Source organism: Brevundimonas sp. S1H14, assembly GCF_047716865.1.
GTDB lineage: Bacteria > Pseudomonadota > Alphaproteobacteria > Caulobacterales > Caulobacteraceae > Brevundimonas > Brevundimonas naejangsanensis.
Genome location: NZ_CP136679.1, coordinates 459,819 through 482,169 on the forward strand (window position 1 = coordinate 459,819; position 22,351 = coordinate 482,169).

Sequence of the window (22,351 nt, forward strand, 5' to 3'; positions counted from 1 at the left end):
CCGGTCTGGCAATGGCCTGCGCGAAGGCGCCCCTTTCGGGCGTCAGGCGCCCTCCAGCCGGGCGATGGCGTCCAGCACGTCGCGCCCGCTGTAGGGTTTGATCACCATGGCGGCGGCCAGCTCGGCGTTCCGGGCCGCCGCGGTGACGTCGCCCGACAGGAAGATGACCGGCATGCCCCACCGCGATTTCAGCTTGCGCGCCAGGTCGACTCCCGTCGCCTCGCCCGACAGATTGATGTCCAGCAGGGCCAGGTCGATGGCGTGCAGGGCGGTCGCCGCCTCAGCCGCTTCGGCGCTGTGGAAAGGGCCGATCACGCGATGTCCGGCGGCGTCCAGCGCCTCGGTCAGGTCGGCGGCGGCGTCGGCGTCGTCCTCAACCAACAGGACGGTGCGGGGCTCGACCGGCGCGGAGGACGCCGTTGTTTCCGGCGGCGCCTGCCGCACCAGGACTGCGCGGACATAGGGCCACAGTTCGGCGGCGGGCCGCTCGGCGTCCAGATCGAAGATCTTGGCCAGGGCCTTCAATTCCTGTTCGGCGGCGGGGCTTATGGAAGGGCCGTCCGGCGTCAGCAGCCCGTCGTAGAGCGCGCACAGGCGCGCGACATCGGCGCCCGGCGTAATGCCCGTCGAAAGCCCTTCGGGAGGCTTCTGATGTGTCATGCCCTGTCTCCAATTCCGTTTCAGCCCGATAAATCCAAGGTGGAGCTAGGGTGTTTGCAGGTGCGAAGAAACCGGGCTGACGGGCTTGTGACGGCTGTTCACAATCGCTCCATAAGCGCGTGTAGAGGCGTTTTTATCGACAGGGCGCGGCGTCGCGGGTAAGGCTCCGCCCTCGCTTTTCTCTGCAAGGACACGCCGTTGCGACTGCCCCAGGCCCGGCTCGATCAGGTGCTCGACCGCTTCCATCAGGTAGAGGCCCGCATGGGCGCCGCCACGGACGGCGCCGAGATCGTGCGCCTGTCCAAAGAGCACGCCGAGCTCAAGCCGGTGGCCGATGCGGTTCAGGCCCTGGCCCGCGCCCGCGCCGAGGTCGAGGACCTGAAGGCCATGGCCGCCGACCCGGAAATGGCCGCCCTGGCCGCCGATGAACTGGACGCCCTGGTCGAGCGCCTGCCGGAGCTGGAGCGCGAGGTCGCCCTGCTGCTGGCGCCGCGCGACGCCGATGAAAACGCTTCGGCCGTGCTGGAAGTTCGCGCCGGCACGGGCGGGGACGAGGCGGCCCTGTTCGCGGGCGACCTGTTCCGCATGTATTCGCGCTACGCCTCCACGCGGGGCTGGCGGGTCGAGATCGACAGCGCGACCGAGGGCGACGCGGGCGGCTTCAAGGAAATCATCGCCACCGTCAGCGGCGAGGGCGTCTTCGGCCGCCTGAAGTTCGAAAGCGGGGTCCACCGCGTCCAGCGCGTGCCGACGACCGAGGCGGGCGGTCGCATTCACACTTCGGCGGCGACGGTCGCCGTCCTGCCCGAGGTCGAGGACGTCGAGATCGAGATTCTCGACAAGGATATCCGCATCGACACCTTCCGCGCGTCCGGCTCGGGCGGCCAGCACGTCAATAAGACCGACTCGGCGGTGCGCATCACCCACCTGCCCACCGGCATTGTCGCCACCTCGTCGGAGAAGTCGCAGCACGTCAACCGCGACAAGGCGATGAAGAACCTGCGCATCCGCCTGTACGACATGCAACGTCAGGCCAAGGACGCCGCCCGTTCCGACGCGCGCAAGTCCCAGGTCGGCTCGGGCGACCGGTCCGAGCGCATCCGCACCTACAACTTCCCGCAAGGACGCGTGACCGATCACCGCATCGGCCTGACCCTGCACAGCCTGCCGCAGATTCTGGAAGGCGACCTCGCCCCTTTGCTGGACGCCCTGATCGCCGAGGATCAGGCCGCTCGCCTGGCCGATCTGGAAGCCGAGTTCGCTTAAGGCGCCGACTTCAGCGCCGTTTCTTGCGGGCGCCTCGCTTCAGCACCCGGTCGCCCAGGCTCTCGGCGTATTTCAGCGTATAGGTCAGGGCGGCGGGGTTGCCGCGCCGGGCGCCGACGGAATCGGCCATCACCGCCCCTCGCTCGCCGATGGGCAGCGAAGCGCCGATGGTGGTGTCCTGAGCCGTCTGATGTTCGATCTCGGCGTTCAGGCGCGCGCCCATCAGGATCACCTGCACAGAGAACCAGGTCCACAGCAGAAAACCCATAGCCGCCGCCAGCGGGCCGTAGGAATCGGTGCGCACGAAGTTCGTCAGGAACCAGCTGAACAGGAAGGAGACCAGCAGGCTCATGATCGCCGCGAACAGGGCGCCCGGCGTCAGCCAGCGCCAGCGCGCCCGCGCCCGGCTCGGCCCCAGCCGATAGATCAGGGCCAGCGCCCCCACATAGCCGAAGAACAGCAGGGGCCAGCGCAGCGGCGCCAGATAGGCCCATTCGTCCTGAAGCCCGAAGACCGCCAGCACCACCGGCACGCCGACCACCAGGGCCGAGCTCAGCAGCACGGCCGCCATCGCCGAGACGGTGAAGCCCATGCACATCAGGTTGTAGACTACGATGTTGCGCCGCTCGACCTCATGATAGGCGAGGTTCAATCCGTAGAAGAGCGTCTTGACGCCCCCGTTGGCCGCCCACAGCGTCAGCAGCAGGGTCCAGACCAGGGTGAAGGTCAACTGGCCGGTCGAATTGCCCGCCAGCCGCGTCATCTCAGCGCCCAGGAACTGGGCCACATTGGCGGGCAGCACCTCATAGAGGAAGCTGAGCTGCCTCCAGGCGTCGGCCGGATCGGCGAACAGGCCATAGATGGTGACGAAGGCGCCTAGCGTCGGGAACAGGGCCAGCAGCATGAAGAAGGTCACGCCCCCGGCGACGAAGCCGACGCGGTCGCCGAAATAGCCCATGACCGTGCGCCACAGAATATCGACCCAGCCCTTGTGTGGAATCTGCGACGGCCGCTGGGCCAGACGCCCGCGTCCCGGCTCCTTGGCGTCATAGTCCTCGGGCGTTGGATCGGGCGGGGGCAGGGCTTCCGGGCGCGGCGGCCGCAGCTCAAGGCCGAAGCGATAGCCCTGCGTATAGAGCAGGTGGGCCGCGGTCGCCCCGGTCGCCAGTCCGCCGGCCGCAGCGGCCAGGTAGCGCAACAGTCCGCCAGCGCCCTTCGCCGAGGGGCGGGACGGGCGCCGTCCGGAACGGCGGCGGTTCGATTTGAGCAGGTCGTTCATCCCCATTCGCCCCTCAACGGCTACGCTGCCATGCCGTTCCGTCTTGAAATCACGCGCCGCAGACCCCAATCACCGGGAATGCCCGATCAGAACACCCAACCGACCCTGCTGACCGCCTGGAAGGGCGCGCAGGCCCGCCTCAAGGCCGCCGGCGTCGACAGCCCCTCCATCGACGCCCGCCTGCTGCTGGAAGCAGCCACTGGGGCGGGGCGCGTCGACATCCTGAACGATCCCTATCGCGTCCTCAGCGAAGAGCAAACCCACGCGCTGGACGCCATGGTCGACCGCCGCCTGCGCCGCGAGCCGGTGTCGCGCATCCTGGGCCGCAAGGGGTTCTGGAAGATCATGCTGAACGTCACCCCCGACGTGCTCAGCCCGCGCCCAGACACCGAGACGGTGGTGGACGTCATCGTCCGCGCCTTCCCGCCCTATGCGGCGTTTGAAATGGCCGACCTGGGCACGGGGTCGGGCGCCATCCTGCTGGCGGCGCTGGCCGAGCGGCGCGGCGCGCGCGGCGTCGGCACCGACATCTCGACCGAGGCCATCGCCGTGGCGCGTGAGAACGCGGCCAATCTGGACCTGAACAACCGCTGCACCTTCATGCGCACGGACTGGGCGGCGGGCTTCGCCGACGCCAGCTTCGATCTGGTGGTGTCCAACCCGCCCTATATCCCGACCGGCGACATCGCCGCCCTGGACCCTGAAGTGCGCGAGCACGACCCGCATCTGGCGCTGGACGGCGGTCCGGACGGGCTGCAGCCCTATCGCGACCTGGCGCCCGAGATCGCCCGCATCCTGCGCCCGGAAGGGGTCTTCGCCGTCGAGATCGGCTGGGATCAGGGCGAGGCGGTCAAGGCCCTGTTCGAGGCGGCGGGCTTCGCTGACGTCAAGATCGTCAAGGACCTGGCGGACCGCGACCGCGTGGTGACCAACGGCCCCGACCCGCGCGTCGGCCCCATCCCCGAGGTCGAAGGCCCGGTTCAGTAGGGCGCGGCAATAAAAACCCTTGGAAAGCGGCGCGCCGCGCGCTAAGTCCGTGTTGTTCCCATCCAAACGCATCCTTTTCGGGCAGGTTTGCTCGCTTAAGCGCGTCTGGGTCCAGTGACGGTCGCGCCCCTCAGACGGACGCGGCGGACCACGGGGGACGCACGGTTTTCCGAACAGCTCGCACCGGGGATAGGCCCCGAACGAACGGAACGACGAACAGGGTCCCGCCCGTCTTCTTCGACGGCGGCCCGCACCAGCACGGTAAGCTCCGATGAGAGATTTCAAGGGCATGAAGCGTCAGCGCGGACGCAACAGAAAGCCCGGCGGCGGCAATAACGCCAACGCCACCAATCCGAACCGTTCATGGGATTCGCAAGGTCCCGAGAACATCAAGGTCCGGGGCAACGCCCAGACCGTCTACGAACGCTATATGCAGCTGGCGCGCGACGCCGCGGCCGCGGGCGACCGCGTTCTAGCCGAGAACTACACCCAGCACGCCGAACACTATTTCCGCGTCCTGCGCGCGCTTCAGCCGCAGCGCCCGGTCAGCGAGATCGCCCAGCGCGAACTGGCTGGCCAGGGGTTCGACATCGATTTCGAGGACGAATCGGGCGCTCAGGCCGCCGCGATCATCGCCGCTCAGCAAGCCGAGGAGCGCCGTGTAGAAGATGAGGCGCGCCGCCAGGCGGAGCGAGCCGAGCGCGAGGCCAACCGCGACCGTGACCGCGAAGGATCAGACAACGGGGCTGACGGCGAAAGCCGCGAGGGCGGCCGCCGCGAAACGCGCCGGGAGCGCTGGGAGCGCCGGCGTGAGGAGCGCAACCGCCGCTTTGAGAACAATGAAGGCGAAGGCGACGCCGCAGCTTCTGGCGAAGATTCGGCCCCGGGCGACGACCAGCCGATAGAGAGCGCCGACGCGCCTGCCGTGGTTGAAGAAGCGCCGGTCGAGCGCGCCCCCCGCGCGCCTCGCGCTCCGCGACGTGCGCGTGCGGCCGAGGACGATGCGGCTCAACCGACCGATGACGCCGCCGCCCTGCCGGGCTTTCTGACGCGGCCGATCACGGCCGAAGAAGCGGCCTCCGCCGAGGATGAATCGGCCCCCGCGCCCAAGCGTCGCACCCGCCGCAAGGCCGATGCAGTCGCCCCGGACGAAGAAGGCTGAGGCTGTTTCACCCGTTAGGGTTGCGCCTACAGACAAATACAACCTTTAATGGCCACTCTTCCCGCTCTGGGAGGAAGGCTGATGGAATTATTCGTCTTTGTAGTCGCCCTCTGTCTGGCGACAGGCGTCGCCGGGGTCCGGCTGTCTTTCCGGGCGCATCGACGCATCGGCGCGGTCCAGCGTCTTCATGACGGCCAGCTGGACGGCGCCCGTCGCCGCGTCGCCGAGCTCGAGGCCGCTCTGACGCAGTCCGATGCGGCGCGCCTGCGCGCCGAGGAAGACGCCTTTCAGGGCCGTCGTCGACATGCCGATCTGATCCGCGTCGTCAGTCGTCAGATGCGCACGCCGCTGGAGGGCGTGCTGGGCTTTTCGGATCTGCTGCGGCTGAACGCAGGGGGCGAGCCGCTCAGCCATCGCCAACGGCAGGCGGCCGAGCGCATCGGCGAAGCGGCGACGCGCCTGCTGACGCTGGTGGAGGGCATGAGCGCACTGGCCGAGGCCGAACGGCCGGCGACGGGCCAGCTTCAACGCGTCGATCCCCTGCTGCTGGCGCACCGCGCCTGTCTGCCCCTGCTGCAGGATGCAGAGGCGGCCAAGGTGTCGCTGGTCCTGCCGGAGCCTCAGGCCGGGCTGACCGCGATGGCGGATCCTGAACGCCTGATGCGCGTCTTCGCCGATGTGATCGCGGGCGCGGTACGCCGCAGCGACCCCGGCGGCTCTGTGGCGATCCAGGCGCGCCGTCTTGGCGGCGAGCTCCAGGTGACGGTTCGCGATAACGGTCCCGGTCTATCGTCGGCTCAGCTTGAAACCCTGTTCCAGCCGCTCGCCGCCCACGCCATCGCCGTCGCGGGCGAAGAGGGGACCCGCGCGCCGTGGCCCGGACTGGCCCCTGCCCGGAGACGGCTCCAAGCCATGCAGGGACGCCTTGAAGCGCTCAGCGCCGAGGGGCGGGGCGCCGCCTTCGTCATCAGCCTGCCTTCCGCCGAAGGGGCTTCGGCGGATACGGCGCCGAATGCGGATCGGCTGTTGCCGGAACTGGCGCGTCTGCCGCACGGCGTCATCCTCTATGTGGCGAAGGACAAGGCCGCCGTCGCCCTGATGCGGCGTCTGGTGCAGGATTTCGGCGGATTGCAGCTTCATGTCGCCGGCTGCGCCGCCGAGGGCGTCGCGATGGCGCGCGACCTGCGCCCGGATGCCGTCGTGCTTGATCTGGATATGGCGGCTGACGCGGGCGCGGCATTTCTGGAGGAACTGGGCAGGGACCGGACGACGTCTTGCATCCCTGTGCTGGCGGTCAGTTCGGACTGCGGCGTTTCCAGGCTCGCTGGCGTGGCCGAGGTGCTGCACCGCCCGGTCTCGGTGGCGGGGTTGGCGCAGGCGTTGACGCGCACCCTCGGCGGAACGCACGCGATGCGCGCCGCGTCATAAGTCGCGGCTCAGGGTTGACGCGGAGGGCCGCGACGGCTTCCTAGAGAAATGGGGCTTTCGATCCCGTTCGTAAGGGAAACCCGCTATGCAGCGCTCGCCGATCCGTTTCTGCCGGCCAGCCCATGTCCGCACCGGCTTGATCACGCTGTCGCTGTCGGCTGTGCTCGCCGCCTGCGCCACGACCCCGCCGCCGCCGCCGCCTCCCCCGCCGCCGCCCCCTTCCATTCCGGCCGCGCCGGATGCGCCGACGGGCGCCGTTCTGGCGGACTGGCGCGGCGTCATCACCGCCGCCGATCGTGATCGTTATCAACGCCGGGTCGCCGCCTGGTCGTTGGCTTTGGAACAGTCCAGGCGTCAGACGGGTTCGGGCGACCTGGCGTCGCTGGGCGATCTGATCGACCCCGCCGCGACGCGGGCGGGCGTGACTCCGCCTGAGGGCGCCTATCGCTGCCGGACGGTCAAGCTGGGCTCTCAGGGCGGCGATGGCGGTCTGGGTTATGTCGTCTACGGCTGGTTCGCCTGCCGTATCGAGAACACCGCCCTGGGGCTGAAGCTGACCAAGCTCAGCGGCTCGCAACGCCAGGCGGGCCTGCTGTTCCCTGAAAATGATCGTGAAATGGTCTTCCTCGGCTCGATGGCCCTGGCGTCGGAACCGGCCGCGCGCACTTATGGCCAGCGGCCTGAACGCGACATGGTCTCGGTGCTGGAGCGAATCGGCGAAAGCCGCTGGCGGCTGGTGACGCCCTGGCCGGCCAATGAATCCAATCTCGACATTCTGGAGCTGGTTCCGGCCCCTGCCGCAACGCCGACGCGCCGACGCTGATCGGCGTCGTCATGATGCTTGACCGCAGGCGGCTCTCGCCGCCACCTTGCGCGTCTCTTTTGCTTTAGCTTCAGGACAAGCCCATGCGCGGCGTCGGCCTCACCCTTGGATCCATCGTCGGCATCGTCGCCGTCCTGGCGATCGTGCTGATCGGCTTTCCGACCTACAACGTCTATTCCAAGCAGATGGCCGGCCGCGCGGCCTATGAGGAGGCGGTGCAGAACCGCCGCATCCGCGTGCTGGAGGCCCAGGCCGCTCTGGACTCGGCCAAGCTGACCGCCGCCGCCGAGATCGAACGCGCCAAGGGCGCCAATGAGGCCAACCGCATCATGGCTGAGGCGCTTGGCGGGCCGGAGGCCTATCTGCGCTGGTCCTATATCAACATGCTGCAGGAGACGGCCGGCAAGGACGGCCGCCAGACCATCTACATCCCCACCGAAGCCGGAATGCCGATCCTGGAAGCCGGCCAGCGTCCGCCGGCGCGCTGATCCGGTTGTAGCGATGAAATGAAGAAGGGGCGGCCTGTCGGGGCCGCCCCTTTTGCTTTCCTCAAACCCGCGTCAGCCGCAGGTCCTGATAGTCGTAGCTGAAATCGATATCGGGCGAGACGCCCTTGACCGTGGCGGTGGCGGGCTTGGCCGTGGCGATGCTGAAGGTGACGAAGGCGTCTTCTTCGCGCTTGTCAGGGAAGCGGGTGCGGAAGGTCTCGCCGTCATAGGGCTCCAGCCAGCCCTGCAGCGCCGGGGTGTGGGTGAAGCGCAACCACAGGCCGGACTTGCGGTTGCGGCCGCGCCCCTCGGTCTTCGGCTCGATGACGATGTCGCCGTACCAAGGATCGCGCCAGGTTCCGGCATAGGCCTCCAGCGGCATGGAGGGCGGCGCGCCTGCCGCCTGTTTGGCGTCGATCTCGACGGCGGCTTTCAGCGATTTCTCGACCCCCTCGGCCTCGATGCGTTTGGAATCGGCGATCCAGTCGATGTCGATCTTGTTTATGGCGATGTCGGACAGGCCGGAGCGCAGGGCGCGTAAGAGGAAGCTTTCTTCGGCGTTGGTGAAGACGGAAAAGCCGATCTTGCGGCCGGGGATCAGCACCGTGGCCGAGATGCCGCCGGGCGAGCCGCCGCCGTGCGTCGCCAGCCGCTCGCCGCGATAGTCCTGAACCTGCAACCCCATGGCGTAGGTCGAGGCCACGGCCCGATTGGGCAGGGCCGCCGTCGGTCCGTTGGACGAGGAGACCACGATGTTTGGCTTGTACATCTCCCGCGCGGCGGCTTCGGAGAACAGGCGCGAGCCGTCGGCCAGCTTGCCGTCGTTCAGGCGCACGGCGATCCATTTGGCCCAGTCATGGGCGCTGGCGCAGATGCCGCCCGCCGCCGCCGCCGAATCCCAGTTCCACACCTCGACGATGGAATCCGCGATCTGGGTCATCGGCCCCTGATAGCGCAGGGGCGGCCCGACGCGGCCGTGGGGCAGGGCGGACTTCGCCGGATCGGCCAGGCGGGCCAGGGGCACGCTCTCGCTCATGCCGACCTTGTCGAAGATGCGGGTCTGGACGAAGTCCTCCCACGACAGGCCCGACACCTTTTCGATCACGGCGCCCGCGACCACGAACATCAGGTTGCAGTAGTTATAGCCTTCGCGAAAGCCGTCCTTGATCGGCACGAAGGCGGCCTGGGCCAACACCTGCGCGCGCGTCCGGTCGCTGTTGGGCCAGAACAGCAGGTCGCCGGCGCCCAGGCCGAAACCGGCGCGATGGCTCAGCGTGTCGCGCACGGTGATCTGCTCGCTCACCAGCGGGTCGGACAGGGTGAAGCCCGGCAGATAGGTGCGGATCGGCTCGTCCCACTTCACCTTGCCCTCGTCGACCAGAATGGCCAGGCAGGCGGCGGTGACGTTCTTGGAGTTGGAGGCGATGGCGAACAGGGTGTGTTCGTCGGCCGGTTCGGCCTTGCCCTGACGGCGCACGCCGTAACCCTTGGCCAGCACCGTCCTGCCGTCCCGGACCAGAGCCAGCGACACGGCGGGCTGCTCCGGCCAGGCGGCCATGCAGCGCTGCACCCAGGCGTCGGCGGCGGCGGCGATCTCCTCGTCGGAGCGCGTATCGGCGCTGGTCTGGGCCCAGCCGCTCGCAGGCAGGGCCGCGCCCGTGGCGGCGACGGCGGAAGAGATCAGCGCCGCTCGGCGCGACAGGCGGATGGACATCAAGAACGCTCCCGAAGACTGAACGGCGACGCTAACGCCGCCGGTCGGCCGGGCCAAGGGGGAGTCTGACCTAGGCGGCCAGTCGCCACCTTTGCAGGTGCTCCAGCACGTCCGCCACGATCTGGGCGCGGGTGAAGCCGGTCACGTCGCGCGGGCGCGTGCCGTCGCCGGTCACGGCGCTGAGCCGCCATTCCAGGGCGCGGCGGCTTTCGGGCGCCTCCAGCGCGGTTAGGGCTGGACGAGGTCGCGACCGGGCGCCCAGTCGATACAGGAAGTCCCGCCCGTTGGCGTGCTCGACCCTCAGCCAGACGCCGTTGTCGTCGCTCTGCACTTCGCTGTTCTCCAGTCCCTCGGCAGCCACGGCGGCGCGCACCTCTTCCAGCGCCGGGGCGCCGTGGCGGGCGATCTGGCGATCGATATCGCGGCGGCTGGCGGGGGCCAGGATACGCTTGAGCTGTTCGCGCAGCGGCGCCGCTTCGGTCTCGACGGCCTCGCCCCTCAGGTCGGCGGTCATCTGCCGCGCCAGGCCGAAACAGGCCAGGATCATGATGACGGCGAAGGGTAGGGCCGCCACCAGTGTCGCCGCCTGCAGGGCGCCGAGCCCGCCGGCCAGCAGCAGCAGGGCGGCCGCCAGCCCCTGCAGCACGCACCAGTAGATGCGTTGCCAACGCGGGGTGTCCTCGGCCCCGCCCGAGGCCAGGGTGTCGATCACCAGAGAGCCTGAATCCGCCGACGTGACGAAGAAGACGGCGACCAGGGCGATGGCCAGAACCGATGTGATCGCCGTGCCTGGCAGATACTCAAGGAAGCGGAACAGGGCCGTCGACAGGTCCGCCTGAACGGCGTCCGAGATCGCCCCCGCCGCCCCGCCCAGATCCAGGCTCATGGCGGTGTTGCCGAAAACCGTCATCCACAGGAAGGTGAAGGCCGACGGCACCAGCAGCACGCCGATCAGGAATTCCCGAACGGTCCGCCCGCGCGAGATACGGGCGATGAACATGCCCACGAACGGCGACCAGGCGATCCACCAGGCCCAGTAGAACAGGGTCCAGTCCGCCATCCAGGCGCGCGGCTCATAGGCGTAGAGGGTGAAGGTGCGGACGAAGAAATGATCCAGATAGAGGCCGAAATTCTGCACATAGGCCCGCAGAAGGAACAGCGTCGGCCCCGTGACCAGCACGAACAGCATCAGGCAGATGGCCAGCACCAGGTTCAACTCCGACAGGCGCCGCACGCCCTTGTCTACGCCTGTCAGCACTGAAATCGTCGCTGCGCCCATGACCACTGCGATCAGGGAGACCTGCATCACCACAGTGCTGGACACCCCGAAGACGTAGTTGAGACCTGAGTTCATCTGGGCGACGCCCAGCCCCAGGGAGGTGGCGATGCCGAACAGAGTGCCGCAGATGGCGAAGATGTCGACTGCATCGCCCAGCCAACCATTCACCCGCTTGCCCAATAGGGGATAGAGACTTGACCGCATGGTCAGGGGCAGACCCTTCCGGTGCGCGAAATAGCCCAGGCTGAGGCCGACCACGGCGTAGATGGCCCAGGCATGCACGCCCCAGTGGGTATAGGTGATGACCATGGCCTCGCGCGCGGCGTTCAGCGTGCCGGGCTGGGCCTCGGGCGGGGCGATGTAGTGCTGAACCGGCTCGGCCACGGCGAAATACATCAGGCCGATGCCCATGCCCGCCGCGAACAGCATGGCCAGCCAGGAGACATAGGGAAAGTCCGGTTCGGCATCGTCCGGCCCCAGCTTCAGCCGTCCGGTCGGCCCGACCGCCAGCACCGTCACAAACAGCAGGAAGCCCGCCACCGAGGCCACGTAGAACCAGCCGAAGGTGTCGATGACCCAGGCCTGGGCGCGCCCGAACAGAAGGTCGGACGTAGCGGGCGCCATCAGGGCGAGCAGCAGAAGCCCTCCCGCGATGGCGCTGGCTCCCCAGAAGACGCGCGGGTTCATCTTGGTTGTCAGCATGGGGGCCAAGCGCCCGGCAAAGCTTATGGTTCCCAAGGAGACGGCGCCTGTCATCTCCGCCCATGCAGTCCTCCTCATCGCCTCACAAACGAAGCGGTTTGGGAACGTCAGGACGCTGACGTCTGCGCCTATAGCCAGGGCGAGACGTCAGCTTCTGTTGAAGATGGGCGGAAGCAGGCTGTTTATCCCCCGAACACCTCGACGCCGATCGCGCCGTCGGTCGTCAGCCAGGCGCGCTTCATGCCCTGGCTGTTGTAGGGGGCGGCGATGTTGCCCTCGCGGTCCAGGGCGATCAGGCCGCCGTCGCCGCCCAGGGCGCCGATGCGGTCGACCACGCTCTGAGAGGCCTTGGCCAGCGACTGACCGGCGGCGACGCCGAAGGCGGTGCGTGCGGCGGCGGCGACGCGGATGAAATACTCGCCCTGGCCGGTGCAGGAGACGGCGGCGTGCTCGTCGGCCCAGGTTCCGGCGGCGGGAATGGGAGTGTCGCCGACGCGGCCCGGCATCTTGCCGAACACGCCCGCCGTCGAGGTGGCGGCGGCCAGGCGGCCTTGGCTGTCCAGCACACAGCAGCCGACGGTGCCGTGGCTCAACATGCTGGGCGGGTGGTTGTCCTCGCCCTTGCCGGCGCCGGTGAACCAGGCGGCGGGGTCCTCCACGCGCGTCAGGCCCTGTTCGGCGGCGAAGCGGGCGGCGCCGTTCCCGGCCAGCATGACGTGGGGCGTGCGATCCATCACCGCGCGGGCGGCGACGACCGGGTTGCGGAATCCCTGCAGGGCGGCGACGGCCCCGGCCTTGCCGGTCGCGCCGTCCATCAGGCTGGCGTCCAGCTCATATTCGCCCGCCAGATTGGGCGAGGCCCCGCGCCCGGCGACATAGAGGCCGGAATCTTCCAGCATGACGACCGCCTCGACGGCTGCGTCCAGCGCCGAGGCTCCGGCGTCCAGCCGCGCCTTCATCGCCTCGACCACCTCGCGCATGTTGGCGACCTCGGCGTCGTAGTTGCGTTCGCGTCGGGCGCCGGCGCCGCCGTGAAGGATGAGGGCGGGTTTCGCCATGATCGTCTCCTCAGAACCCATTGGGCCTCTTTGCATCGGGCCGCAGGCTGATTAGCGTCACCGGCGTGTCGGCGCCACGGTCGACGGGGGATAGCTGAAAAGAGTTCCTATGCGCGCAGTCCTGTCCAAGGCCCCCGGCGGCCCGGAAACGCTCGTCGTCGAGGAGGTCATGGACCCCACGCCCGGACCGGGCGAGGTGGTGATCGAGGTCAAGGCCGTGGGCGTCAACTATCCCGACGCCCTGATCATCGCCGACAAATACCAGTTCAGGCCCGAGCGTCCCTTCGCGCCGGGGGCCGAGGTCGCGGGCGTGGTCGACGCCGTCGGCGAGGGGGTGAAGGGCGTGTTCCGGGGCGACCGCGTCGTCGCCGTGCCCGGCTGGGGCGGCATGGTCGAGCGGCTGAAGGTCAGGGCCGAGACCCTGATCCCCATTCCCGACAGCATGGACTATGAGACCGCCGCCGCCTTCATTATGACCTACGGCACCAGCTACTACGCCCTGAAGGACCGGGCGCAGCTGCAGCCGGGCGAGACCCTGCTGGTGCTGGGCGCGGCAGGGGGCGTCGGCGCCGCCGCCGTCGAGCTGGGCAAGGCGATGGGCGCGCGCGTGGTCGCCGCCGCCTCGACCAACGACAAGGTCGAGTTCGCGCTGGAGCTGGGGGCCGACAACGGCCTGATCTACCCTTCCGGCCCGATAGACAAGGCGGCCCAGAAGGCGCTGTCGGGCGAGTTCAAGCTGTCCACCGGCCGCGACGGCGCCGATGTGGTGTTCGATGGCGTCGGCGGCGACTACGCCGAACCGGCCCTGCGCGCGATGGACTGGAACGGCCGCTATCTGGTGGTGGGCTTCCCGGCGGGGATTCCGTCGCTACCGCTGAACCTGACCTTGCTGAAGTCGGTGTCGGTGGTCGGCGTCTTCTGGGGCGCGGCCGTCGCCCGCGATCCCAAGGCTCATGCCGCGAACATGGCCGAACTGATGCAGCTCTACGCCGAGGGCAAGATCAAACCGCGCGTCAGCCGCACCTTCCCGCTGGAACGCGCCCATGAGGCCATTCAGGCGCTCAGCGACCGCACGGCTGTCGGCAAGGTCGTGGTGAAGGTCGGGGATTGAGGCGCCAACGCTCTCCCTCCCCTTCATGGGGAGGGTGGCTGAGGCCGTCAGGCCGAAGCCGGGTGGGGGCGGCGGGGCGCATCAAGCGCGCGTTCCGTATCACCGAGCCCTCCCCACCCGGTCGCTACGCGACCACCCTCCCCATGAAGGGGAGGGAGAAGGAAGCGGTCTATTCTTCGTCCTCTCGCAGCCGTTTCAGCGCCTGCGCCGCCTGATCGTGGTGGCGCGGCTTCAGATGGGCGCTGAGCGTCGCTAGCACCGCCGCGATCACCGCAGCGTCGTCGGTGAAGCCGATGCCGACGAAGACGTCGGGAATGGCGTCCACCGGCATGACGAAATAGGCCAGCGCGCCCAGGATCAGACCCTTGGCCGCCAGCGGTGTCTTTGGATCCTGGGCCGCGTACCAGGCGGCGACCGCCTGCTGGGCGAAGGGGATGCGGGCGGCGGTGCGCCGCATCTTGGGCCAGAAGCCCTTGCGCACGCGCATCTCGTTCACCTTCTGCACGGCGGGAACCAAGGCTTTCTCAGGATTGATGGCGTCATTGGGCGACACCCCGTTGGTCTTTGCGGTCATGGCCGCTAAATCCTCGCACGAGCACTCGGTTCAATCGAATATAGGACGACTTCCATGAAACTCGACGCTTCGATCGCGGCGGTGGTGACGGGCGGGGCTTCGGGCCTCGGCGAAGGTACGGCGCGGGCCCTGGCGGCCAAGGGCGTCAAGGTCGCCCTGTTCGACCTGAACGAAGAGCGCGGCGAGGTCATCGCCCAGGAGATCGGCGGCGTCTTCTGCAAGGTCGACGTGACCTCCGACGACAGCGTCAAGGCCGGGTTCGAGAAGGCCCGCGCCGCTCACGGACAGGAGCGTCTGACTGTCAACTGCGCCGGCGTCGCCACGGGCCAGAAGACCGTCAGCCGCCAGCGCGACACCGGCGAGATCCGCGCCCACGACATGGCCCAGTTCGAGCGCACCGTCTCGATCAACCTGTTCGGGACCTTCCGCGTCCTGTCGCAGTCGGCGGCGGGCATGGTCACGCTGGAGCCGATGGAAGACGGCGAGCGCGGCCTGATCGTCAACACCGCCTCGGTCGCGGCCCAGGACGGCCAGATCGGCCAGGCGGCCTATTCGGCGTCCAAGGGCGGCGTCTACGCCATGACCCTGCCGATCGCGCGCGACCTGATGAACGAGGGCGTGCGGGTCAACACCATCCTGCCGGGCATCATGTGGACGCCGATGATGGCGGGCATGGATCAGAAGGTGCAGGACGCCCTGGCCGCCATGATCCCCTTCCCCAAGCGTCTGGGCACGCCGGCCGACTACGCGGCCCTGGCCCTGCATCTGGCCGAGAACACCTACATCAACGGCGAGTGCATTCGTCTGGACGGGGCTATACGCCTCGCCCCTCGCTAAGCGAGGCGCTGAAGGCCGCTAACGCTCGCTGCGCGGCGGCTCGCTGCTTGAGCGGGCTGGGCGCATAAGGGGCTGACGGCTCTGTTTTGAAGCGGCCTCCGGGGCGTCCATGCGGGCGTTTCGGGGGCCGTTTTCGTGTGAAGTTTCAGGGCTATTCGAAAAATATCGACGGATTGAGCGAAAATCGAAAAAGGGGCTTGCGCGATCCGAAGCCGGTCCGCTATACGCCCCTTCCTCGACGGGGAGCAGCACATCGCTCCCAACGGAGTGCGGGCGTAGCTCAGGGGTAGAGCATCACCTTGCCAAGGTGAGGGTCGGGCGTTCGAATCGCCTCGCCCGCTCCAGTCGAGTATGAAATCCGGGGCCAGCGGGAAGACCGCCGGCCCCGATTTTCGTTTTGGCGGTCATTGATCTTTCCGGCGCCCTGGTCGACGTTGGCATCCTTTAAAAGGGGCAGGCGGTGAATCTTGAGAATATCCCCGTTCATTTGATCAAGCTGGGCGTGACGGGTTTTATTCTGAGCGCCATCGGTTTGAGCGCCTGGGGTTTCAGATTGCTTCGTCGCGTGCGCCCAGGTGAAATCCGGGGATCGTCTCAAGTTTTTGGCCTTGGCGTTGTCAGCATAGCCTTTGGTTCTTTCATTCTGTCGTTGGGTGCATTCGGGAGCGACTTGTCCGCGAACGGGCAGTTGGCTTGGTGGCTTGCTCTCGTCGTGTGTTTCCTTGGATCCGGCGTGCTGCTCGTCGGAACTCAGATAGGGGTGCTGGCCCGCTTCGACGAGTTCGGAGTGTCTGTACGGTGGATCACGGGACGCGTGGAGCGGATGGTATGGTCTGACTTCCGTCGCGTCAGGCAGGGCCGTTTCTTCTGGTCAGGCGCTGTCTTTGAACGAGGAAAGGGACGGCCCTTTCTGTTGTCTAGCGACGCTGGCGGCGCAGACGCCTTAATGCTGGCGGCTCAGGCGGCGGGAGTGGCGGGAGTAGACGCCTTCAATCTCCCGCCCTTGGGGGAGGCGGTCAGCAGTCATAAGGACTGACCGCCGTCGCTGACGCGATTTGGCGACGACTGATAGAGAATGGTCCGGACCGGGATCAACTGTCGCGGTTCCGTATTCCGCGCGCAGATTCCTTTTCGTCAAACCGTCGCTGCCGCGTCGCCGCTGCGCATTAGCCCTCCCCGCCAGAACCGGAGCGCCAGATGCGGCGCCGGGCGTCGGGGACAAGCACATGAAGCTCGGACTTCTTCTCAGCGCGGCGAGCCTGCCGCTTATTTTCGCCGTGACCGCTCAGGCTGCTGATGTGGCGGCTGATGTCGACGCGGCCCCGGTCGCCGTGGCGGCTGTGGCGGGCGACGGTCTGATCGGGCGCGTCGTCAGCGCCGACGGCTCGCCGCTGCCGGGCGTCGAGATCATCGATCGCGCCAGCGGACGCCGCGCGGTCAGCAACAGCCAGGGCGAGTTCAATCTGGGCGGGGTTTCCGGTCAGGTGACGCTGGAGGCGCGCTACATCGGCCTGCCGACCGCGACGCAGACCGTCGCCGCCGCGCCGGGCCGCCTGACCTCGGTCACCGTCATGATGGGATCCGGCGATGCGGTCGCTGTGGCCGACGTCGTGGTCAACGGCGTCATCACCGACGGCGTGGCTCGCTCGCTGAACCAGCAGAAGAACGCCGACGGCACGGTCAACGTCCTGTCGGCCGACGCCATCGGCCGCTATCCCGATCCGAACGTGGCGGAATCGCTGCAGCGGGTGCAGGGCGTCGCCATTCAGCGCGACCAGGGCGAGGGCCGCTATATCAACGTGCGCGGGGCGCCGTCTTCCTTTACGGCCGTGTCCGTCGACGGCGTCGCCATTCCGGCGGTCAGCCCGACGACGCGCGCCGTCGACCTAGACACCCTGCCCAGCGACATCGTGTCGAGCGTCGAGGTCTCCAAGACCCTAATCCCGTCTCAGGACGCCGACTCCATCGCCGGGGCGGTCGAGATCAAGACCCGCTCCCCCTTCGACAAGCGCCGTCTGGCGGTCAGCGGATATGCGGGCGGCAGCTATAACGATTATGGCGGCTCGGACACGCGGGCGGGCGCGACGATCTCCGACGTTTTCGGCCCGGACCAGACCTTCGGCGCCCTGCTGTCGCTCAGCTATTCGGAGACCAACCGTCGCCCCGACAACGTGGAGAACGCCTGGGTCTATGACGAAGATTCCGGCCGTTATCTGATCGAAGAGACGCTGTTCAAGGACTATGAGACCAAACGCACGCGTCAGGCCCTGACCGGCGCCCTGGAATGGCGCCCCGGCGACAATCTGCGCGCCTGGGTGCGCGGTTCATACGCCGAGTTCGAGGACGATGAATACCGCGACACGCTGCGGTTCGGCTATTCGGACGGCAAGATCCAGGCGGGCGCGACCGATCATGCGGCGACCTTCACCGGCGCGCGCATCTACAAGGCGCTGCGTCACCGCACGCAGAACAACCAGATCACCACCCTGAACACCGGCGTCGAGCGCACCTTCGGCAACGGCGCCGTGTGGGATGCGGCCCTGTCGTGGGCCAAGAGCGAGCAGACCTATCCGCATCGTGACGAACTGGTCTTCCGCTCAGGATCGCAGACTCTGAGCTATGACACGAGCGACCATTATCAGCCGACCTATTCGGCCTTCGCCGACCCGAACGGCTATTATCTGAACGCCGCCAACTACAGCTTCCGCGAGAACAGCTTCCGCTCGAATGCGACGACGCAGGAAGATGTGGCTTTCAAGACGAACTATGAGCTGCCGGCCGTTATCGGCGGCCGCGAAGTCACGCTGAAGTTCGGCGCCAAATACAGCACCCGCGACGTGGCGGCCGACGAAGAGCGTTTCCGCGACCGCAACGCCGCTGTCAGCCCGGGAGACCTGGGCCCGCTGCTGTCGGGCCGCGAGTCGCAGAACTATGACTACCACCTCGGCTACAAGCTGGATCACGGTCAGATAGCGGATTATTTCGAGCGTGTTCGCGCGGCGTCGACCAATCCCGATCCGGCCGCGGACGTGCGCCGAATCCCCCAGTCGATCACGGCCGACTACACCGCCAATGAAGATGTGCTGGCGGCCTATGGTCAGGCGCGCTTTGACGTCGGCGCGACCAATGTCGTGGTCGGTCTGCGGGTCGAGAAAACGGACTTCGAGGGTTCGGCGCTCAACGTCCCGGCGTCAGGCGACCCGGTGAAGGTGACGGTTCAGCGCGACCAGACCGACTTCTTCCCCAACCTGACGCTGCGCCACAGCTTCAGCGAGCAGTTGGTCGGCCGCTTCGCCCTGACGCGGGCCATTTCGCGGCCGGACTATACCGACATCGTGCCGCGCGTTCTGGATACCACCGACAGCGGCCGCACCACCGTGTCGCGCGGCAATCCCGACCTGAAGCCGACCCTGTCGAACAACATCGACGCGGGACTGGAATACTATCTGCGGCCGCTGGGCGTGGTCTCGGCCAACGCCTTCTACAAGGACCTGTCGAACTACCGCTTCACTCTGGTGACCGACGGCGCGCCCTATGAGCCGTCGCCGACGGGAGTAGCGACCATCACGGAGGCGCTCAATGCGCCGGACGGCCACCTGATGGGCATTGAGTTCAACTGGCAGCAGACCTTCGACTTCCTGCCGGGCTGGGCGTCGGGCTTCGGCGTCTTCGCCAACTACACGCTGACGGACGCCGAGATCAAAACCAGCCGGACCTATGGCGGGCGCGACCGCTTCACCCTGCCGGGCCAGTCGGACGCCACCTATAATCTGGCCCTCTTCTATGAGCGCAGCGGCCTCAGCGCGCGGGTGTCCTACACCCATCGCGGCGACTATCTGGAAGCGATCGACGCTGAGAATCCCGGCATGGACCTGTGGGTCGAGGGGCGCGGCCAGCTGGACTTCACCGCCTCCTACGACTTCGGCAATGGGGTCGAGGTGTTCGGCGAGGCCAAGAACCTGACCGATACGGCGGGCGTCCGCTACTACAGCTCGCGCGAGCGGACCTATGAGTATGAGAAGTTCGGCTACAACGTCTTCATGGGCGTGCGCTTCAAATACTGATCGGTTCATTGCGGCTGAAAACGGAAGGCCGGGCGGCGACGCCCGGCCTTTTGCTTCTCTCGGCATGGCCCCCGCCGGGATCAGGGCCTATATGGACCGTGGCGGTTGACCCCGCCGGGGCCGGCGCTAGTGTCCGCGCCGCTTCTTTTTTCAGCGCCTGCCCGGCGCCCGAACAAGTCAGAGGACCTCATGGCCGACGCCGCTTCCCAGACCTACGACGTGGTGATCATCGGGGGCGGGCCGGGCGGCTACAACGCCGCCATCCGCGCCGGACAACTGGGCCTGAAGGCCGCCCTGGTCGAAAAGCGCTCCACGCTGGGCGGCACCTGCCTGAACGTCGGCTGCATGCCGTCGAAGGCCCTGCTGCACGCTTCGGAACTGTATGAGGCCGCCAACAACGAATTCGCCGGCATCGGCATCGAGGTGAAGCCCAAGCTGAACCTGGCCCAGATGCACAAGGCCAAGGACGACAGCGTCGAGGCCCTGACCAAGGGCATCGAATTCCTGATGAAGAAGAACAAGGTCGACGTGGTGAAGGGCTTCGGCCGCATCGCGGGTCAGGGCAAGGTCGAGGTCGAAGCCGAGGGCGGCGCCAAGACCACGCTGGACACCAAGAATATCATCATCGCCACCGGCTCCGAGCCGACCCCGCTGCCGGGCGTCGATTTCGAGGACGGCAAGGTCATCGACTCGACCGGCGCCCTGTTCCTGCCCAAGGTTCCCAAGCATCTGATCGTCATCGGCGCGGGCGTCATCGGCCTTGAGCTCGGCTCGGTCTGGCGTCGTCTGGGCGCCCAGGTCACGGTCGTGGAGTTCCTCGACAAGGTCGGCGCGGGCATGGACGGCGAAGTCGCCACCGCCTTCCAGCGCGGCCTGACCAAGCAGGGCATGACCTTCCGCATGGGCACCAAGGTCACCGGCGCCAAGACCTCCAAGGACGGCGTCGAGCTGACCCTCGAACCGGCCAAGGGCGGCGAGGCCGAAACCCTGAAGGGCGACGTGGTGCTGGTCGCCATCGGCCGCCGCCCCTACACCGCCGGTCTGGGGCTGGAGACGGTCGGCGTCACGCCGGATCAGCGCGGTTTCATCGCCAACGATCACTTCAAGACCTCGGCGCCGGGCGTCTGGGTCATCGGCGACGTGACGCACGGCCCGATGCTGGCTCACAAGGCCGAGGAAGACGCTGTGGCCGTGATCGAGCTGATCGCGGGCAAGCCGGGCCACGTCGACTATGACCTGGTGCCGTCGGTCATCTACACCGGCCCGGAAGTGGCCTGGGTCGGCAAGACCGAAGAGGCGCTGAAGGCCGCGGGGGTCAACTACAAGAAGGGCAAATTCCCCTTCGCAGCCAACAGCCGCGCCAAGATCAACCACGAGACCGAGGGCTTCGTGAAGGTTCTGGCCGAAGCCGCGACGGACAAGGTTCTTGGCGTCCACATCTATGGCCCGCAGGCGGGCGAACTGATCGGCGAAGCCTGCATGACGATGGCCTTCGGCGGCGCCTCGGAAGACGTGGCCCGCACCTGCCACCCGCACCCGACCCGCTCGGAAGCCTTCCGTCAGGCGGCCATGGGCGTCGAAGGCTGGACGATGCAGGCGTAAGCCTTTCCGGGTTTTCCGGCTGAAATCAGAACGGCGCGTCCTGCATGGGGCGCGCCGTTTTTCGTTGCTGAAACTTAACTTGTCGGCGCCTGAGCCTGCCTTCAGTTTTCCCGCGCAACAACGGGAGCGAAGGTGAAATGATGCGTCTGGCGATCGGATTGACGGCGGCGACCTGGGCGATGATCGGCTCTGTCGCCACGGCGCAGGACTATCGCCCCACCTTTCATCCGGACCAGTTGAAAGGCCCACCGGCGGGCGCCTTCAATGAGGTTTTGGTGCTGGGTTCGCCGCACCTGTCCGACCTGCCGGACAGCTTCCGCGCCGAACAGCTTCAGCCGCTGCTGACGCGGCTGGAGGCCTGGCGGCCGACCGCCATCGCCGTCGAAAACCTGTCGGGTCTGCAGTGCGACTTCATGCGCCGCTATCCGTCCCGCTATGCGGAATCGGTTGAGGACTACTGCTTTGATCCGTCCGCTGAGGGCCGGGCGCTGGGCATGGACGTGCCGACCGCCAACGCTGAGGTGGAGCGTCTGCTGGAGGCCTGGCCCGAGGCGCCGACGGCGGCCGATCGGCGACGTCTGGCGGCGCTCTTCCTCGCCGCGGGAGAGCCGGGTTCCGCCTCGGTGCAATGGCTTCGTCTGCCCGCTACGGAGCGGGTGGCGGGCGACAGCCTGACGGCGGAAATGGCGGCTGCCCTGGACCGCCGGATGACCCGGAAGAACGAGGTCGACCTGGTCGCGGCCGTATTGGCGGCGCGGCTGGGGCATGAGCGCCTGTGGGCGGTCGATGATCACACGGCGGACTCCGCAACCCGGCCTGATGAGGAAGAGGCGCAGGCCAAGGCGATCATGGCGGCGTGGGACAATCCCTATGTCCAGGCGCGCAGGGACGCAGACCAGCGGCTGTATGTCGACCTGGAGCGCCCGGACGGCGTGCTGAACATCTATCGCGACTACAACACGCCGGACACGCAGATGGTCGTCTATCGTTCGGATTTCGGCGCGACCCATGTGGAGCCCTCGCCGCAGGCGTTCGGGCGTCGCTATCTCGGCTACTGGGAGACGCGCAATCTGCGCATGGTCGCCAATATGCGCGACGTGCTGGGACGTTATCCAGGCACGCGGATGCTGACCATCGTCGGCGCTTCTCACAAGGGCTACTACGAAGCCTATCTGAATCAGATGCACGACGTGCGGCTGGTCAGCTCGGATGAGGTGCTGCGCTAGTTTCCTTCTCTCTCTCCCGCGACTTTGGTCGACGGGCCTCGCAATCGGCCGCGCCTGCGCCCATGTCAGCGGCCAAAGCTTCTTGAAGCAG

18 protein-coding genes and 1 tRNA gene are annotated in these 22,351 nt (G+C 67.6%); 13 read left to right on the top strand and 6 right to left on the bottom strand.

Annotated features, from left to right (window positions below; genetic code table 11):
* Positions 1–42: 42 nt before the first annotated feature.
* Entirely contained in the window at positions 43–660 is a 618-nt protein-coding gene (locus RSD66_RS02155; protein WP_415288820.1) for a response regulator, read from the bottom strand.
* Positions 661–858: 198 nt separating this feature from the next.
* On the opposite strand from RSD66_RS02155, the gene prfA reads away from it, so the two are divergent.
* Positions 859–1,926 carry a peptide chain release factor 1 gene (gene prfA, locus RSD66_RS02160; protein ID WP_415288821.1) on the top strand — a complete coding sequence of 356 codons (1,068 nt, stop codon included), beginning with the start codon at positions 859–861 and terminating at the stop codon, positions 1,924–1,926.
* Between the two features lie 10 nt (positions 1,927–1,936).
* Here prfA and RSD66_RS02165 read toward each other — a convergent pair whose 3' ends face one another.
* The gene (locus tag RSD66_RS02165; protein ID WP_415288822.1) at positions 1,937–3,205 is read right to left on the bottom strand and encodes a YihY/virulence factor BrkB family protein; all 1,269 of its coding nucleotides are present in this window, start codon (positions 3,203–3,205) and stop codon (positions 1,937–1,939) included.
* 78 nt (positions 3,206–3,283) lie between these two features.
* On the opposite strand from RSD66_RS02165, the gene prmC reads away from it, so the two are divergent.
* The 5 genes from prmC to RSD66_RS02190 all read left to right on the top strand — a co-directional run bounded on the left by prmC (position 3,284) and on the right by RSD66_RS02190 (position 8,093).
* Positions 3,284–4,192: a peptide chain release factor N(5)-glutamine methyltransferase gene (gene prmC / locus RSD66_RS02170; RefSeq protein WP_415288823.1), complete on the top strand. Its 909-nt coding sequence runs from the start codon at positions 3,284–3,286 to the stop codon at positions 4,190–4,192.
* Positions 4,193–4,463: 271 nt separating this feature from the next.
* Complete coding sequence (locus RSD66_RS02175; protein WP_415288824.1) at positions 4,464–5,354, top strand: DUF4167 domain-containing protein; 891 nt, start codon at positions 4,464–4,466, stop codon at positions 5,352–5,354.
* Between the two features lie 81 nt (positions 5,355–5,435).
* Positions 5,436–6,782, top strand: coding sequence for an ATP-binding protein (locus RSD66_RS02180; RefSeq protein WP_415288825.1), 1,347 nt, complete (start codon positions 5,436–5,438; stop codon positions 6,780–6,782).
* A gap of 85 nt (positions 6,783–6,867) precedes the next feature.
* A complete protein-coding gene (locus RSD66_RS02185) occupies positions 6,868–7,605 on the top strand; it encodes a DUF4893 domain-containing protein (protein ID WP_415288826.1) in 738 nt (245 codons plus the stop codon).
* 83 nt (positions 7,606–7,688) lie between these two features.
* Entirely contained in the window at positions 7,689–8,093 is a 405-nt protein-coding gene (locus tag RSD66_RS02190) for a hypothetical protein (RefSeq protein WP_119412544.1), read from the top strand.
* Positions 8,094–8,154: 61 nt separating this feature from the next.
* Here RSD66_RS02190 and RSD66_RS02195 read toward each other — a convergent pair whose 3' ends face one another.
* From RSD66_RS02195 to RSD66_RS02205, 3 genes are all read right to left on the bottom strand, one after another.
* A complete protein-coding gene (locus RSD66_RS02195; RefSeq protein WP_415288827.1) occupies positions 8,155–9,807 on the bottom strand; it encodes a serine hydrolase in 1,653 nt (550 codons plus the stop codon).
* A gap of 70 nt (positions 9,808–9,877) precedes the next feature.
* A complete protein-coding gene (locus tag RSD66_RS02200) occupies positions 9,878–11,788 on the bottom strand; it encodes a BCCT family transporter (RefSeq protein ID WP_346524131.1) in 1,911 nt (636 codons plus the stop codon).
* 182 nt (positions 11,789–11,970) lie between these two features.
* Positions 11,971–12,846 (bottom strand): isoaspartyl peptidase/L-asparaginase family protein, encoded by an 876-nt coding sequence (locus RSD66_RS02205; RefSeq protein ID WP_415288828.1) that lies wholly within the window; start codon positions 12,844–12,846, stop codon positions 11,971–11,973.
* 109 nt (positions 12,847–12,955) lie between these two features.
* Here RSD66_RS02205 and RSD66_RS02210 point away from each other — a divergent pair, with 109 nt between their 5' ends.
* Entirely contained in the window at positions 12,956–13,957 is a 1,002-nt protein-coding gene (locus RSD66_RS02210; protein ID WP_415288829.1) for an NADPH:quinone oxidoreductase family protein, read from the top strand.
* A gap of 169 nt (positions 13,958–14,126) precedes the next feature.
* On the opposite strand, the gene RSD66_RS02215 is transcribed toward RSD66_RS02210, so the two are convergent.
* A complete protein-coding gene (locus tag RSD66_RS02215) occupies positions 14,127–14,531 on the bottom strand; it encodes a YkvA family protein (protein ID WP_415288830.1) in 405 nt (134 codons plus the stop codon).
* A 54-nt stretch (positions 14,532–14,585) separates the two neighbouring features.
* Between RSD66_RS02215 and RSD66_RS02220 the strand changes: the two genes are divergently transcribed.
* The 6 genes from RSD66_RS02220 (at position 14,586) to RSD66_RS02245 (ending at position 22,260) form a co-directional block, all read left to right on the top strand.
* A complete protein-coding gene (locus tag RSD66_RS02220; protein ID WP_415288831.1) occupies positions 14,586–15,368 on the top strand; it encodes an SDR family oxidoreductase in 783 nt (260 codons plus the stop codon).
* A 269-nt stretch (positions 15,369–15,637) separates the two neighbouring features.
* A tRNA-Gly gene (locus RSD66_RS02225) sits at positions 15,638–15,712 on the top strand.
* Between the two features lie 116 nt (positions 15,713–15,828).
* A complete protein-coding gene (locus RSD66_RS02230) occupies positions 15,829–16,404 on the top strand; it encodes a hypothetical protein (protein ID WP_147399881.1) in 576 nt (191 codons plus the stop codon).
* A 190-nt stretch (positions 16,405–16,594) separates the two neighbouring features.
* Entirely contained in the window at positions 16,595–19,432 is a 2,838-nt protein-coding gene (locus RSD66_RS02235; protein ID WP_415288832.1) for a TonB-dependent receptor, read from the top strand.
* A 189-nt stretch (positions 19,433–19,621) separates the two neighbouring features.
* Complete coding sequence (lpdA, locus tag RSD66_RS02240; protein ID WP_415288833.1) at positions 19,622–21,034, top strand: dihydrolipoyl dehydrogenase; 1,413 nt, start codon at positions 19,622–19,624, stop codon at positions 21,032–21,034.
* A 137-nt stretch (positions 21,035–21,171) separates the two neighbouring features.
* Positions 21,172–22,260 (top strand): DUF5694 domain-containing protein, encoded by a 1,089-nt coding sequence (locus tag RSD66_RS02245; protein WP_415288834.1) that lies wholly within the window; start codon positions 21,172–21,174, stop codon positions 22,258–22,260.
* Positions 22,261–22,351: the final 91 nt, after the last annotated feature.